General features: G+C 69.6%; 12 protein-coding genes. 5 read left to right on the forward strand and 7 right to left on the reverse strand.

The genetic code is table 11. The features are described from left to right. Positions 1-10: 10 nt before the first annotated feature. Together HUW46_RS20420 and pdhA are read right to left on the reverse strand one after the other, a co-directional pair. Positions 11-1,039: an alpha-ketoacid dehydrogenase subunit beta gene (locus HUW46_RS20420; RefSeq protein ID WP_215548788.1), complete on the reverse strand. Its 1,029-nt coding sequence runs from the start codon at positions 1,037-1,039 to the stop codon at positions 11-13. Next, positions 1,039-2,247: a pyruvate dehydrogenase (acetyl-transferring) E1 component subunit alpha gene (pdhA, locus tag HUW46_RS20425; protein ID WP_215548789.1), complete on the reverse strand. Its 1,209-nt coding sequence runs from the start codon at positions 2,245-2,247 to the stop codon at positions 1,039-1,041. Before pdhA ends, HUW46_RS20420 begins: the two co-directional genes overlap by 1 nt. A gap of 939 nt (positions 2,248-3,186) precedes the next feature. Between pdhA and HUW46_RS20430 the strand changes: the two genes are divergently transcribed. Both HUW46_RS20430 and HUW46_RS20435 read left to right on the forward strand, forming a co-directional pair. After that, positions 3,187-4,080 carry an alpha/beta fold hydrolase gene (locus HUW46_RS20430; protein ID WP_215548790.1) on the forward strand — a complete coding sequence of 298 codons (894 nt, stop codon included), beginning with the start codon at positions 3,187-3,189 and terminating at the stop codon, positions 4,078-4,080. Positions 4,081-4,100: 20 nt separating this feature from the next. After that, on the forward strand, positions 4,101-5,519 hold the full coding sequence (locus HUW46_RS20435; protein ID WP_215548791.1) for a M20/M25/M40 family metallo-hydrolase: 1,419 nt from the start codon (positions 4,101-4,103) through the stop codon (positions 5,517-5,519). Between the two features lie 39 nt (positions 5,520-5,558). On the opposite strand, the gene HUW46_RS20440 is transcribed toward HUW46_RS20435, so the two are convergent. Further along, a complete protein-coding gene (locus HUW46_RS20440) occupies positions 5,559-6,563 on the reverse strand; it encodes an ABC transporter substrate-binding protein (protein ID WP_215548792.1) in 1,005 nt (334 codons plus the stop codon). Between the two features lie 34 nt (positions 6,564-6,597). Here HUW46_RS20440 and HUW46_RS20445 point away from each other — a divergent pair, with 34 nt between their 5' ends. Together HUW46_RS20445 and HUW46_RS20450 are read left to right on the forward strand one after the other, a co-directional pair. Next, complete coding sequence (locus tag HUW46_RS20445; protein ID WP_254126365.1) at positions 6,598-7,659, forward strand: FecCD family ABC transporter permease; 1,062 nt, start codon at positions 6,598-6,600, stop codon at positions 7,657-7,659. Then, the gene (locus HUW46_RS20450) at positions 7,656-8,642 is read left to right on the forward strand and encodes a FecCD family ABC transporter permease (RefSeq protein ID WP_215548793.1); all 987 of its coding nucleotides are present in this window, start codon (positions 7,656-7,658) and stop codon (positions 8,640-8,642) included. The genes HUW46_RS20445 and HUW46_RS20450 overlap by 4 nt, the downstream gene beginning before the upstream one ends. On the opposite strand, the gene HUW46_RS20455 is transcribed toward HUW46_RS20450, so the two are convergent. After that, positions 8,614-9,267 (reverse strand): TetR/AcrR family transcriptional regulator, encoded by a 654-nt coding sequence (locus tag HUW46_RS20455; RefSeq protein ID WP_254126367.1) that lies wholly within the window; start codon positions 9,265-9,267, stop codon positions 8,614-8,616. The genes HUW46_RS20450 and HUW46_RS20455 overlap by 29 nt on opposite strands. 101 nt (positions 9,268-9,368) lie before the next feature. Between HUW46_RS20455 and HUW46_RS20460 the strand changes: the two genes are divergently transcribed. Beyond that, positions 9,369-10,151, forward strand: coding sequence for an SDR family NAD(P)-dependent oxidoreductase (locus tag HUW46_RS20460; RefSeq protein ID WP_215548794.1), 783 nt, complete (start codon positions 9,369-9,371; stop codon positions 10,149-10,151). A gap of 66 nt (positions 10,152-10,217) precedes the next feature. Here the strand turns inward: HUW46_RS20460 and HUW46_RS20465 are convergent, their stop codons facing one another. Genes HUW46_RS20465 through HUW46_RS20475 form a run of 3 tightly spaced genes read right to left on the reverse strand, consistent with a single transcriptional unit; the run spans position 10,218 to position 13,714 of the window. Further along, complete coding sequence (locus tag HUW46_RS20465) at positions 10,218-11,099, reverse strand: transglutaminase family protein (RefSeq protein ID WP_215548795.1); 882 nt, start codon at positions 11,097-11,099, stop codon at positions 10,218-10,220. Further along, positions 11,096-12,049: an alpha-E domain-containing protein gene (locus HUW46_RS20470; RefSeq protein WP_215548796.1), complete on the reverse strand. Its 954-nt coding sequence runs from the start codon at positions 12,047-12,049 to the stop codon at positions 11,096-11,098. The genes HUW46_RS20465 and HUW46_RS20470 overlap by 4 nt, the downstream gene beginning before the upstream one ends. A 9-nt stretch (positions 12,050-12,058) precedes the next feature. After that, positions 12,059-13,714: a circularly permuted type 2 ATP-grasp protein gene (locus HUW46_RS20475; RefSeq protein WP_215548797.1), complete on the reverse strand. Its 1,656-nt coding sequence runs from the start codon at positions 13,712-13,714 to the stop codon at positions 12,059-12,061.

Consider the following 13,714-nt stretch of genomic DNA (forward strand, 5'->3'; position numbering starts at 1 on the left):
GCGCTTCCCCTTACCAGGCCAGTGAACGGTCGACGGCGTCGAGCACCCGGTCGAGATCGGGGAGGTAGTGCTCCTCGAGCTTCGCCGGCGGGTACGGCGTGTCGAATCCGGTCACGCGCAGCACGGGGGCTTCCAGCGAGTAGAAGCACTCCTGCTGCACCCTGGTCGCGATCTCCGAGGTCAGCGACGACTCACCGGGGGCTTCGCTGAGCGCGACGAGCCGTCCGGTGCGGCGCACCGAGTCGAAGACCGGGCCGAGGTCGAGCGGGGAAAGCGTGCGGAGGTCGATGACCTCCAGCGAGTGGCCGTCCTCTTCGGCGGCGGTCGCCGCGTCGAGCGCGACCTTCACCGACGGCCCGTACGCGACGACGGTCGCGGTGGTGCCGGTGCGCAGCACGCGGGAGGCGAACAGCGGGCCGGGGGTGGCCGTCGGGTCGACCTCCGCGCGCAGTGCGCCGGAGTGGTAGAGCCGCTTCGGCTCGAAGAACAGCACCGGGTCATCCGAGGCGATCGCCTGCTGGATCATCCAGTACGCGTCGACCGCGTTCGAGCACGAGACCACCTTGAGCCCCGGCACGTGCGCGAACAGCGATTCGGGCGACTCGGAGTGGTGTTCGACGGCGCCGATGCCGCCGCCGAACGGCACGCGGATCACCAGCGGCACCTTCACCTTGCCCTGGGTGCGGTAGTGCAGCTTCGCGACCTGGCTGACGATCTGGTCGAACCCGGGGAAGATGAAGCCCTCGAACTGGATCTCGCACACCGGGCGGAACCCGCGCACGGCGAGGCCGACCGCGGTGCCGATGATGCCGGACTCCGCGAGCGGCGTGTCGAGCACGCGCTGCTCGCCGAAGTCCTTCTGCAGGCCGTCGGTGATGCGGAAGACGCCGCCGAGCTTGCCGACGTCCTCGCCCATCACGATGACCTTGTCGTCGGCCTCCATCGCGGTGCGGAGCCCGAGGTTGAGCGCCTTGCCGATGGTGAGCTTCTGGATGTCGTTCTTCGCGGCGTCCACAGTGGATTTCACGGATGCGGTCATCAGTGCTCACCTGCCGTGGCGAAACCGTCGAGATAGGACAGGAACTCTTCGCGCTGCGCGTCCAGCACCGGCGAAGGGTCCGCGTAGACGTTGTCGAAGATCCGTGACGGCGGCGGATCCGCCATGGAGAACACGTACTCGCGCAGCTCCGCAGCGAACGCGTCGGCGTCGGCCTGCACCTGGTCGAAGAACGCCTGGTCGGCGCCGCCGCCGCGGGCGAGGTAGGCGCGGACGCGCTCGATCGGGTCCTTGAGCTTCCACTCCTCCAGCTCGTCGGAGAGGCGGTAGCGGGTGGGGTCGTCGGTGGTGGTGTGCGCGTCCATCCGGTAGGTGAACGCCTCGATCAGCACCGGGCCGTTGCCGTGACGGCATTCCTCCAGCGCCCACCTGCTGACCGCGAGGCAGGCCAGCACGTCGTTGCCGTCCACCCTGATCCCGGGGAAGCCGTAGCCGCGTGCGCGCTGGTACAGCGGCAGCCGGGACTGGCGCTCGGTGGGCTCGGAGATCGCCCACTGGTTGTTCTGGCAGAAGAACACCACGGGCGCGTCGTACACCGCGGCCCACACGAAGCCCTCGTGCACGTCGCCCTGGCTGGTGGCGCCGTCACCGAAGTAGACGATCGTCGCTTCGCCGTCGTCGTCGCCGACCTTGCCCTCGAACTTCTGGCCCATCGCGTACCCGGTGGCGTTGAGCACCTGGTTGCCGATGACGATCGTGTACGGGTGGAAGCCGTGCTTCTTGAAGTCCCATCCACTGTGGTCGGTGCACCGGAAGATGCCGATGAGCTCCTTGAAGTCGACGCCGCGCGTGTAGGCGACGCCGTGCTCGCGGTAGCTGGGGAAGGCCATGTCACCGGACTTGAGCGCGCGGCCGGAGCCGATCTGCGCGGCCTCCTGGCCCAGCAGCGGCACCCAGATGCCGAGCTGGCCTTGGCGCTGCATCGCGTTGGACTCGCGGTCCGCGCGGCGCACCAGCACCATGTCGCGGTAGAGCCCGCGGAGCGCCTCGGAGTCGATGTCGGCGACGTACCGGTCGAAAACCGATGACGAGAGCCGCTCGCCTTCGGGGGTCAGCAGCTGAGTGAGCTCAGGGCCGCCTTCGTTCGTTGCTCGCAAGCCCGCGATCACCTGTTCCGGGGTGGGTTGTGCCGCTTCGGCGGCAGGTCCGGCGCCAGGTTCGGGGTGCGTCCACTGCTCGGGGGACGGCATGCGCAGTTACTCCTCGGTGTCGGTGCCGCCTGAACGCTTGTGGCGTCCAGCACGACAGCGCCGTCGGTCACCTGCGCATCGGATCTCCAAGCGCCCGGGTCACCGTCGGCGGTGACGGTTTGTGCGGACATCCTGGCACGAAGACCGGCGCGGACGTCAGCCCCGAACCTGATTTGTTGCTGAGAAACCGCGTCTGAGCTGCGAAAATGTTAGGAAGCCCGATGGTGTGGCCGCCGAAAGTAGGGCTATGGAGTGCGGTGAGTCGCCAGCTCAGCGCGCTCAGTCGCGGCCGCTTCCCGGTGCCGATCCGGCGCTGGTCCGTTCGGATGTGACGTGCGCCACCGGGGCTCCGCTTCGACAGCACGTGTGCCGAGCTTTCCGGGCTCGCGTGCGAACTCGTCGTCGCGATCCGGAACGAGGTGCGGCCTCGCCGGTTTCGCGCACGGTCGGCTTCGGGTCGCGGCCGGATACTCGTCCTGGTCGCGGGCCGACCGTGCGAGACGCCAGATCTCCGCTGGGCCGAGTTGTCCACATTCGGCGCCGCCTGTGGGCAACTTCGCTCTTCGCTCCAGCCGCGCCTCGACTCCGGGTAAACTGGGCTGGGGACGCCCCCCGGGATCGGGTGGGGGTTTGCACTTGGTTAGTGGGCGTAATCCGGGTGCGTGCGCGGGTTTCTGTTTCGGGGCGACGCGGCCGTGTGTACACCGGATCTGTTCTCGCGTGCACATCAACTCACCACTGGTTCGGCAGGGATTCACCGGGCGTCGCTTCAGGAGGCGCGCGGGACCGTCATAGTGCTGGCGCCCTTTCCCATACCCACTGTATGCGCCACTGTACAGCGCAATTTTTCCGGGGTTCTTTTTCCTTTTTCTTCTCGTTTTTTCCGGAACTGCCGTGGTATTTTTTCGGGCATTCCCCGCGTCGAGGAGATGGTGTGCCATGGGCGAAGAAAGAGCGTCGAACGTCGGGCCGTCGGGTATCGAAATCGCCTACGAGCGCTTCGGTGACCCGCAGGCGCCGCCCGTGCTGCTGATCCAGGGCATCGCCGCGCAGATGATCCACTGGCACGAGGAGTTCTGCGCCGCGCTCGCCGCGCGTGGCCTGCAGGTGATCCGGTTCGACAACCGGGACAACGGCAGGTCCACCCACCTCACTGGCGTACCGGTGCCCGATCTGCCCGCGGTGCAGGCGGGCGATCTGTCCACTGTGTCCTACACGCTGTCCGATCTGGCGGCGGACACGGTCGGCCTGCTCGACGCGCTCGGCATCGGCAGCGCGCACCTCGTCGGCCTTTCCCTCGGCGGGTACATCGCGCAGACCGTCGCGATCGAACACCCGGCGCGGATCCGGTCACTGGTCCCGATCAGTTCCACCACCGGCGATCTTTCCGTGGGGCAGCCGAAACCGGAGACGCTGAAGGCCCTCTTCGGCGGGCCGCCCGCCGAGACCAGGGACGAGGTGATCGAGCAGCGCGTCAATGCCGCCAGGGTCGTCGGGTCTCCAGTTTTCGCGTTCGACGAAGCCGACGTGCGCGCACGGGCCACACGCGCTTACGACCGGGGCCACGACCCGCTCGGCGTCGCGCGCGGAGCCGTCGCGTCCGTCGCTTCGGGTGACCGCACGGAGTCGCTGCGGTCGGTCGACGTGCCGACGCTGGTGATCCACGGCGACGCCGACCCGATGTGCGATGTCAGCGGGGGCAAGGCCATCGCGGCGGCGGTCCCCGGCGCCGAGCTGATGATCGTCGAGGGCATGGGGCACGGATTGCCGCGCGAGCTGTGGCCGGAGCTGATCGAGCGGATCAGCACCTTCGTACGGCGGGTGGACGGCTGATCGCGTGGCAGGATGGCGGTGTGGAGCAGCGAACCGTACGCGAAACCGTCATCCGGCAGTGGTCCGACGAGGTCCTGCCGAGCCTGTCCGGCCTGGTGGAGATCCCCGCCCTGTCGCAGGCCTTCGATTCCGACTGGGCACAGACCGGTCATCTCGCCGCCGCGGTGGCGCACGTCAGGGCGTGGCTGGTCGCGCGGGAGATCCCCGGCGCCACCATCGACGTCGTCGAACTGGACGGCCGCGGCCCCGTGCTGCTGCTGGACGTGCCCGCGACACCCGGCGCCGAGGACAAGGGCACCGTGCTCCTGTACGGCCACCTCGACAAGCAGCCCCCGGTCGGCGGCTGGTCCGAGGGCCTCGGACCGTGGACGCCCGTGGTGAAGGACGGCAAGCTCTTCGGCCGCGGCTCGGCCGACGACGGGTACGCCGGTTACGCCGCGACAACGGCGCTCGAAGCGATTCGCGAAGCCGGTGGCGCGCACGCCCGCGCGGTGGTGCTGCTGGAAACCGGTGAGGAGTCCGGCAGCCCCGATCTGCCCGCCTACCTCGAGCACCTCAGCGAGAAGCTCGGCCGCGTCACCTTCGTGGTGTGCCTCGACTCCGGCGGCAACGACTACGAGCGCATGTGGCTCACCACCAGCCTGCGCGGCATGGTGCAGGTGCACGTCACGGTCCGCGTGCTCGACTCGGCGCAGCATTCCGGGCTCGCCAGCGGCGTCGTGCCCAGCTCGTTCCGCGTGCTGCGCACGCTCCTGGATCGCTTGGAGGATTCGGAAACCGGGGAGATCAAGCTCGCCGAGCTGAACGTCGAAATCCCGGAAAACCGCCGTAGTGAAGCGAAAGCCACCGCGGACAGCGCCCCCGGCGCCATCTCGAACGCGTTCCCGACCGCGGGCGAAACCCGCACGGTCGCGAGCGAGGAACTGGAGCTGCTGCTCAACAACAGCTGGCGCCCGACGCTGTCGGTGATCGGCGCGTCCGGGTTCCCCGAGCCCGCCGACGCGGGCAACGTGCTGCGCGACGCGACCACCCTAGCCCTGAGCTTCCGGCTGCCGCCCACCGCGGACTCCGCGACCGCGCTCGCGGCCGTCGAAAAGGCGCTCACCACCGACGTCCCGTACTCGGCGACCGTGGAACTCGCCGGTGTCGAACACGCCGACGGCTGGAACGCGCCCGACACCGCGCCCTGGCTCGACGGCGCGCTCGGCCACGTGAGCGAGCACGTGTTCGGCGCGCCGTGGCGCAGCGTCGGCCTCGGCGGCTCGATCCCGTTCATGGGCTTGCTCGGCGAGAAGTACCCCGAGGCGCAGTTCCTGGTCACCGGCGCGCTCGGCCCCGACTCGAACGCGCACGTGCCGGACGAATGGCTCAACCTGGCGCAGGCGCAGCGGATCACCGAGGCTGTCGCGCACATCCTGGACGCGCACGCCAGGAGCTGACCGAAGAGGTCCCCGAAGACATCTTCGGGGACCTCCGCGTCAGGCCGAGAACTTCTTCAGCGCGTTCGTCACGTCCTGAAGGAGCGCGCCGAACTTCTGGTAGCTGAACGGGGTTTCCGAGTTGTAGGGCAGCAGCTTGCCCGCCTTCACCGCGGGCAGCTGCGACCACGTGGGGTTCTTCGCCAGCTCCGCCGGTCCGAGCGATCCGGTCCGGTTGTCGTACATGATCACGTCGGCCGGGTAGTGGTTCGCGTTCTCCCAGCTCAGCTGCTGGAAGTAGCCGGGGCTGTCGGTCTTCTCCGGCACCACCAGGTTGACGCCCTGCTCCTGCAGATACTTCGCGGCGGACAGCGCGGGCGGGTTCGTGACGTACAGCGCGTCCTGCTGCGCGGCGACCACGAGCACCTTGAGCTTCGAGGTTTCCTTCGCGGTCTTCTTGAACTCGGCGTCGATCTTCTCGTAGTCGGCCTTCGCCTGCTTGACCGCCGGTGCGTCCAGGTCCGCGCCGAGCTGCTTCGCGAGCGCCTCGAACTTCACGATCGCGTCCGGTGTGGACACCTTCTCGGTCCGGATGCCGACGCTCGGCGCCGCCTTGTCGATCTGGTCCGCCTGCTGCTGCGGCACGTACCAGAGGTCGTTGTTCTGGTAGATCACGCTGACCAGCAGGTCCGGCTTGAGCGAGAGGAACTTGTCGTAGTTGAACTCGCCGAACACATTGCCGAGCGAGGTCACCGCGGTCAGATCCACCGAGCCGACCTGCGGGTCCGGTTTGCCGTCGGGCATCTTCGACGGGCCGAAGATGCCGATCGGCCGGACGCCGAAGTCCCACAGCGCGGCGGCCGCGGCGACCTCGGCGACGATCCTGGCCGGCCGCGGGCCGTTCAGCGCGCGCCCGCGGTCGTCGGTGAAGGTCCAGGTGGCGCCGGACGGTGCCGAACTGGGATCGTCCTGGTAGCCGCAGGCGGCGAGCGTGCCGGCGGCCCCGGCGGCGGCGAGCCCGGTGAGGAACCCGCGCCTGCTGAGCCGGTTGTCGAGAGGGTGCATGGACGCAGGCTAGCCTTGCCTTAGTCTTCTCACCATGGTGACGATCGCCTCCCCGCCCGGCACGGGCCCTGACCAGGGCACATCCCGGCGCGCGACCCGAACCGCGAGCATGGCCGTGCTCGCCGGTTCCCTGCTCGCGCTCGCCGCCGTCGTGGTGCTGTCGATCGCGATCGGCTCGAACCGGCTCTCGCTCGGCGAAGTGTTCCACGGCCTGTTCGCCTACGGCGACGGCGAACACGGCTACACCGACGCCGTCGTCCGCGACGACCGGCTGCCGCGAACCCTGCTCGGCCTGCTCGTCGGCATGGCGCTCGGGCTGGCCGGTGCGCTCATGCAGGCGGTCACCCGCAACCCGGTCGCCGAACCGGGGCTGCTCGGCATCAACCACGGCGCCGCCGTGATGATCGTGTTCGCCGGCGCGCTGTTCGACATCACCGCGCCCACCTCGATCATCTGGTTCGCCTTCGCGGGCGCGCTCGGCGGCACCGCGCTGGTGTACGTGGTCGGCGGCGGACGCGGCACCTCCAGCCCGATCCGGCTGGTGCTCGCCGGGGTCGCGCTGCAGGCCGTGTTCGCGGGCATCAACCAGGGCATGCAGGTGATCAACACACACAACCTGGACAAGATGCGCGCCTGGCTGGTGGGTTCGCTGGTCAACCGGGACGTCGGCGCGCTCAGCGGGCTACTGCCGTTCTTCGCCGCGGGTGTCGTGCTCGCGCTGGTCCTCGGGCGCGCGCTCAACGCGATCGCGCTCGGTGAGGACACCGCGCGCGGGCTCGGTGCGAACCCGATGCTCACCAGGATCGGGAGCATGGTCGCGGTCGGCCTGCTCTCGGCGGCGGCGACCGCGGCGTGCGGGCCCATCGCGTTCGTCGGGCTGATGGTGCCGCACCTGGTCCGGTTGCTGGTCGGCCACGACGAACGGTGGGTTTCGGCGCTTTCCATGGTCCTCGCGCCGGTGCTGCTGCTCGGCTGCGACGTACTCGGCCGGTGGGTGGGCTCGCCGGCCGAAATCCAGGTCGGGATCGTCGCCGACGTGGTCGGCGGGCTCGCTTTCCTGTTCGTGGTGCGGAGGCTGAAGGCGGTGCGGCGATGAACCGCAGGTCCTTGTTTTCGATCGCGGCGCTGGTGCTCGTGATGCTCGCGGTCGGCGTGCTGTCGATCGGCACCGGCGAGTTCCAGCTGAGCTTCGGCGACGTGCTGAAAACGTTGGCGGGCAACGGAACCAAGGCCCAGTACCTGGTGGTCACCGACCGGCTGCCGCGCGCGCTCGTCGGTGTCCTCGTCGGTGCCGCGCTCGGCCTCGCGGGCTCGGTTTTCCAGACGCTGACCCGGAATCCGCTCGGCAGCCCCGACATCATCGGGTTCACCACCGGTTCGGCCACCGGCGGCGTCGCGACGATCCTGGTGCTCGGCGGCTCCCCCGTGCTCATCGCGGGCGGCGCGCTCGTCGGCGGGCTGCTCACCGCCGGGGTGGTCGCGCTGTTCGCCGCGCCGCGCGGGTTGCAGAGCAGCCGGATCGTGCTGCTCGGGATCGCGCTGAGCGCCGTGCTGGCCGGGATCAACTCCTACCTGCTCAGCCGCGCCACCACGGACGGCGCCGGGCAGGCCACGGTGTGGCTCGTCGGCAACCTCGCGGGCCGCGACTGGGGCTACTTCGCTCCGCTCGCGGTCGCGCTCCTCTTGCTGACGCCCGCCGTCGCGGCCCTTTCGCGCCCGCTGCGGATGCTCGAAATGGGCGACGACACGTCCATCGGCATCGGCGTCCCGGTCCAGCGCGTGCGGCCCGCGTTGTTCGTGCTGTCGGTCGCGCTGGTCGCGGTGGCCACCGCCGCGGCGGGCCCGATCCCGTTCGTGGCACTGTGCGCGCCGCAGCTCGTCAAGCGGCTGACCCGCACGCCGGGCCCCAACCTGATCGCGTCGATGTGCATGGGCGCGCTGCTCGTGGTGTGCGCGGACTATGCGGGACAACGACTTCTGGCCGCGTCGCTGCTCCCGGTCGGCGTGGTCGCGGCCGCACTGGGCGGGCTGTACCTGATTTTCTTCCTCGTCACCCGCCGCCGTGCCGCTTGGTCGTAACGCCGTATCTGGCTTCCATCATCAGTACGGCCTCGTCCACGACGTGTGACATCGATGCGTCGTCGGGAGCCCAGTTCATGAGCAGCATCCGGGGCCAGAAGACGTAGTTGGAGATCATTCCGAGGAACTGGGTCGCCGCCAGCTCCGTGTCGTCCAGCTTGGCCGTTCCCAGTGCGTTCTCGGTGTCGAGATAGCGGCGCACCGAGTCGAAGTAGGGCATCTTGCCGCGCTCGAAGTGAGCCTCGCCCAACTCGGGGAAGCGCGGCAGTTCGGCGATGACGATGCGGAACAGGGCGGCCACGCCGGGCCGGGTGAGGAGGGCGACGTACCGGCGGCCGATCGCCGTCAGGCCCGCCCGCAGGTCGCCCTTCGGTGGGCGGAGGTCGCCTTCGTCCTCGACCTTCCATGACTCCGTCACGATCGCGTCGAACAGCGCCGCCTTGGTCGGGAACTGCTTGAACAGAGTCGCCTTCGACACCTCGGCTGCCTCGGCGACCTTGGCCAATGACGTGCCGGCGTACCCGGCGTCGAGGAACAGCCGGGTGGCCGCCTCGATGATGGCTGCCCGCTTCTGCTCGGCGACGCGCCGGTGGTAGGTCGAAGGCTCCGTCGTCATGAACGTCATCCTACGCGAGACGAGTCACTTGACTCACCACCTGTCGTAGACGTAGTTTGCTGGCGAGGTGAGTCACTCGACTCACCTCTGTTCACAGGGAGGACCGCGTCATGGGACGCTTCGACAACCACACCGTTCTCGTCACCGGCGGCACTGGCGGGCAGGGTGCCAGCCACGTCCGGGCCTATCACGAGGAGGGGGCGAACGTCGTCATCGCCGCGCTCTCCGAAGGGCCGGGCAAAGAACTCGCCGCCGAACTCGGCGAGCGGGCACTGTTCGTCCGCCTGGACGTCACCGATGAGGACGCCTGGGCCGCGGTGGTCACCGAGACCGAACGCCATTTCGGGCCGATCGCGGTGCTGGCCAACAACGCCGGCGTGCAGAACCCCGCGGTGCCGATCGAGGTGATCGAACGGCGGGTCTGGGACCGCGTTCTCGGCGTCAACCTCACCGGCACGTTCCTCGGTATCAAGGCCGTGACCCCGTCACTGCGCCGCAACGGCGGCGGAGCGATCGTCAACATCGCCTCCACGATGGCCCACGCCGGCACCTCGCTCTACGCGCCCTACGTCGCCAGCAAGTGGGCGCTGCGCGGGCTCACCAGGACCGCCGCGCTCGAGCTGGGCCGGGACGGCATCCGGGTCAACTCCATCCACCCCGGCGTCATCTCCACCCCGTTGATCACCGAGTCGATCGCGGGCCAGCCGCCCATCGCCGAGTTCTACTCGCCAGAGCCGTACGCCATCCCGCGGATGGGAACCCCGGCCGACATCACCGCACTGCTCCTCTACGTCACCTCGGCCGACGCCTCGTTCGTCACGGGCTCGGAGTTCGTCGCGGACGGCGGGCTCCTACTCGGCCCCGCCCTGCGGCCCGGCACAACGGCGGCGTGACCGAATCACCAAGCGCCCGTCGCCACACCGGGGTAAGAGGTTTACGCCGACGAACGGGCCCGTGACTCACGCGAGCCGGGTCAGTTGGACCTTCACGTCCAAAGTGGACTTTCCCCCGCCGGTGAAGATCCCCTTCAGCGGGGCCACGTCCGCGTAGTCCCGCCCGGTCGCGACCCACACGTGCCGCGGGCCGACCGGGATCGCGTTCGTCGGGTCGTGCGCCCACCAGCCGCCGGTCCACGCGTCGACCCAGGCGTGGCTTTCGCCTTCGACGGTTTCGCCGAGCTTCGCTTCGGGGCGGGTGTGCAGGTAGCCGGAGACGTAGCGCGCCGGGATGCCGACCGAGCGCAGCATCACCAGTGTCACGTGCGCGTAGTCCTGGCAGACGCCTTCGCGGGCCTTCCAGGCGTCGGTCGCGGTGCTGTGCACGCCGGTGCTGCCGGGGCGGTAGGTCAGCTGGTCGTGCACCCAGTCCGAGATCGCGAGCACCGCGTCCGCCGGTTCCTTGCCCTTGCGCAGTTCTCGCGCGACGGTGGCGAGTTCGCGGTCGCGCGGCGTGTACTTCGTGGGGGTCAAAAACTCGGTGTGCTCGTCGATCACGGCGTCGCCGCGCAGGTCGGTCCAGGTGACGTCCCGGATCGGCTCGGCGGCGTCGGAGGTTTCCACCACCGAGGTCGCCAGCACGGTGAACGCGGTGTGCGGCGCGTGCAGGTCGAAGGAGGTGACCACGGCGCCCCAATAATCCGTGTACCGGTAGGCCCTGGTCGCGGGTGTCGTTTCGACGCGCGTCGCGAGCACGTTCTGGCGCCGGTCCGAGCGCGGGGTCAGCCTCGCCTCGTTGTACGACTGGGTCGCGGGGCGCGCGTAGTGGTAGCCGGTGCTGTGCACCACGCGCACCTGCCAGCTCCGGGCGGCTTCGTTCGAAGACGGTTCGCTGACGGCGGTCACATCGACACCTCCGCGCCTCGCCACGCCACCCAGGGCGAGGTGTTGAAGTACTGCACCGAAACGGCCTCGCCGATCTCACTGATCGCCTGCTGCAGCTCACCGAGCCGCCGCGGCAGATCCTCCAGGAGATCCGACGGCCGCAGGAACTCCAGCTCGCTGCGCGCGCGGCCGAGCAGGCGCAGCGCTTCCGCCTTTTCGTTGCCGCGGCTGTTGAGCGCCGGGTCGAGCTGGTTCAGGCAGTCCTCGGCCTGCCGCAGCGCGTGGAACACCGAGCGCGGGAACAGCGTGTCGCGCAACATGAACTGCACGACCCGGCCCGCGTCGAGCGCGCCGCGATAGGTGCGCAGGTAGGTGTCCTGCGCGCCCGCCGAGCGCAGCACGGTCATCCACCCCGGCGAAGACGCGCGGTCCTGGACCCGCGAGAGCAGCAGCCGGATCACCATGTCCGCCCGCTCCACCGAACGCCCGAGCACCATGAACAGCCAGCCGTCGTCGCGGCTCATGGTCGAGTCCGCGAGCCCGGCGAACATCGCCGCCCGTTCCTCCACAAAGGACAGGAACGCGTGCGGGCCCGCCCTGCGCGCGTAGCGCTGGCGGTCCGGCACCGCGTTCCAGGTCGCGTTCAGGCACTCCCACAGCTCCGTCGAGACGACCTCGCGGGCGCCGCGCGTGTTCTCGCGCGCGGAGTTGATCGAGCCGACGATCGAGCTGGCGTTCTCCTTCGAGTACGCCACCAGCTCGGTCAGCTTCCACAGGTCGAGCTGGTCCTCCCCGATGCCGCCCGGCTGGATGCCGAGCACCGCGAGGAGCTGGCGGCTGGCGTGGTCCGGGTCGACGGTCGCGTCCTCCAGCAGCTGGTGCACGGAGACGTTGAGGATCCGCGCGGTGTCGTCCGCGCGTTCCACGTAGCGGCCGATCCAGTACAGCGATTCGGCGTTGCGTGCGAGCACCGGCCCTCCCTATTGCTGCTGTTGTTGTTGCTGGTCGGTGGTCAGCTCGGGCCCCTGCTCGGCCGCCCGTCCGTCCACACTGGACGGAGCGAGCGCCGGCTGCTCCAGTTCGCGTTCCGCGCTCGACGAGCGCGCGGCGAGCACCCAGGTGTCCTTGGAACCGCCGCCCTGCGAGGAGTTCACCACGAGGCTGCCCTCCGGCAGCGCGACCCTGGTGAGCCCGCCGGGCAGCACGAAGATCTCCTTGCCGTCGTTGACCGCGAACGGGCGGAGGTCGACGTGCCTCGGCGCCAGCCAGTCGTCCACTTTGGACGGGACGGTGGATAGCTGCACCACGGGCTGCGCGATCCACCCGCGCCGGTTCGCCTTCACCTTGCGGCGCAACGCGGCCAGCTCGGCTGGCGAGGCTTCCGGGCCGAACACGATGCCGTAGCCGCCGGAGCCCTCCACCGGCTTGACCACCAGCTCGTCCAAATGGGACAGGACGTGGTCCAGCTCGTCCGGCAGCCAGCACCGGTAGGTGTCCACATTGGGCAGCAGCGGCTTTTCGTTCAGGTAGTACTTCACGAAGTCCGGCACGTAGGTGTAGACCAGCTTGTCGTCACCGACGCCGTTGCCGACCGCGTTCGCGATCACCACGTTGCCCGCGCGCGCCGCGTTGAGGATGCCCGCGACGCCGAGCACCGAGTCCGGCCGGTAGTGCACCGGATCGAGGAACTCGTCGTCGATGCGCCGGTACACCACGTCGACCGGGCGCTCGCCCTCGGTGGTGCGCAGGTAGACCACGTTGTCTCGGCAGAACATGTCGCGGCCTTCGACCAGCTCCACGCCCATCAGCCGCGCCAGCAGCGAATGCTCGAAGTACGCCGAGTTGTGCACGCCGGGCGTCAGCACCACCACGGTCGGGTCGGCGACGTTCGGCGCCGCCGCCGCGCGCAGCGCCCGCAGCAGGTGCGCCGCGTAGTCGCCGACGGGCCGAACCCGGTGCTGCACGAACAAATCGGGGAACACGCGCGCCATCGTGCGCCGGTTCTCCATCACGTACGAGACCCCGGACGGGTTGCGGAGGTTGTCCTCCAGCACGCGGAACGTGCCCTCCTCGTCGCGCACGAGGTCGACGCCGGAGACGTGGATGCGCACCCCGTTCGGCGGGTTGACGCCGACCGCCTCGCGCTGGAAGTGCGCGCACGAGGTGATCAGGCGGCGCGGCACGATCCCGTCCTGCAGGATCTGCGCGTCACCGTACACGTCGGCGAGGAACGCCTCCAGCGCGCGAACCCGTTGCGCCACACCGCGTTCGAGCTTCGTCCATTCGGCGGCGGCGACCACCCTCGGCACCAGGTCGAGCGGGAACGGCCGCTCCTGGCCCGACAGCGAAAACGTGATGCCCTGGTCGACCATCGCGCGGTCGAGCGCCGCGGACCGGTTGTTCAGGTCCGAGTTGTCGAGTCCCGCGATCGATTCGTAGAGCGCGCGGTAGGGCGGGCGCACGGTGCCGTCCGGGGCGAACATCTCGTCGTAGGCACCGGCGTGCGGGCGTTGCGGCGCGAGGTAGCCGTCGAACTGCGCGCCCGGTTTCCCGTTGCGCCGCGTCCGCGCCGCCCGCGCACGGCGTCCCGACGGCGGCAGCCGGGGCGAAGACGAGGTGCTGTTCATGGCCGACAT

The sequence above is a fragment of the Amycolatopsis sp. CA-230715 genome (assembly GCF_018736145.1).
Classification (GTDB): Bacteria; Actinomycetota; Actinomycetes; order Mycobacteriales; family Pseudonocardiaceae; genus Amycolatopsis.

Excerpts from the sequence above, each read along its gene's own strand:
- HUW46_RS20420 (WP_215548788.1), bottom strand. The coding sequence starts at position 1,039 with ATGACCGCATCCGTGAAATCCACTGTGGACGCCGCGAAGAACGACATC.
- pdhA (WP_215548789.1), bottom strand. The coding sequence starts at position 2,247 with ATGCCGTCCCCCGAGCAGTGGACGCACCCCGAACCTGGCGCCGGACCT.
- HUW46_RS20430 (WP_215548790.1), top strand. The coding sequence starts at position 3,187 with ATGGGCGAAGAAAGAGCGTCGAACGTCGGGCCGTCGGGTATCGAAATC.
- HUW46_RS20440 (WP_215548792.1), bottom strand. The coding sequence starts at position 6,563 with ATGCACCCTCTCGACAACCGGCTCAGCAGGCGCGGGTTCCTCACCGGG.
- HUW46_RS20445 (WP_254126365.1), top strand. The coding sequence starts at position 6,598 with ATGGTGACGATCGCCTCCCCGCCCGGCACGGGCCCTGACCAGGGCACA.
- HUW46_RS20450 (WP_215548793.1), top strand. The coding sequence starts at position 7,656 with ATGAACCGCAGGTCCTTGTTTTCGATCGCGGCGCTGGTGCTCGTGATG.
- HUW46_RS20455 (WP_254126367.1), bottom strand. The coding sequence starts at position 9,267 with ATGACGTTCATGACGACGGAGCCTTCGACCTACCACCGGCGCGTCGCC.
- HUW46_RS20460 (WP_215548794.1), top strand. The coding sequence starts at position 9,369 with ATGGGACGCTTCGACAACCACACCGTTCTCGTCACCGGCGGCACTGGC.
- HUW46_RS20475 (WP_215548797.1), bottom strand. The coding sequence starts at position 13,714 with ATGTCGGCCATGAACAGCACCTCGTCTTCGCCCCGGCTGCCGCCGTCG.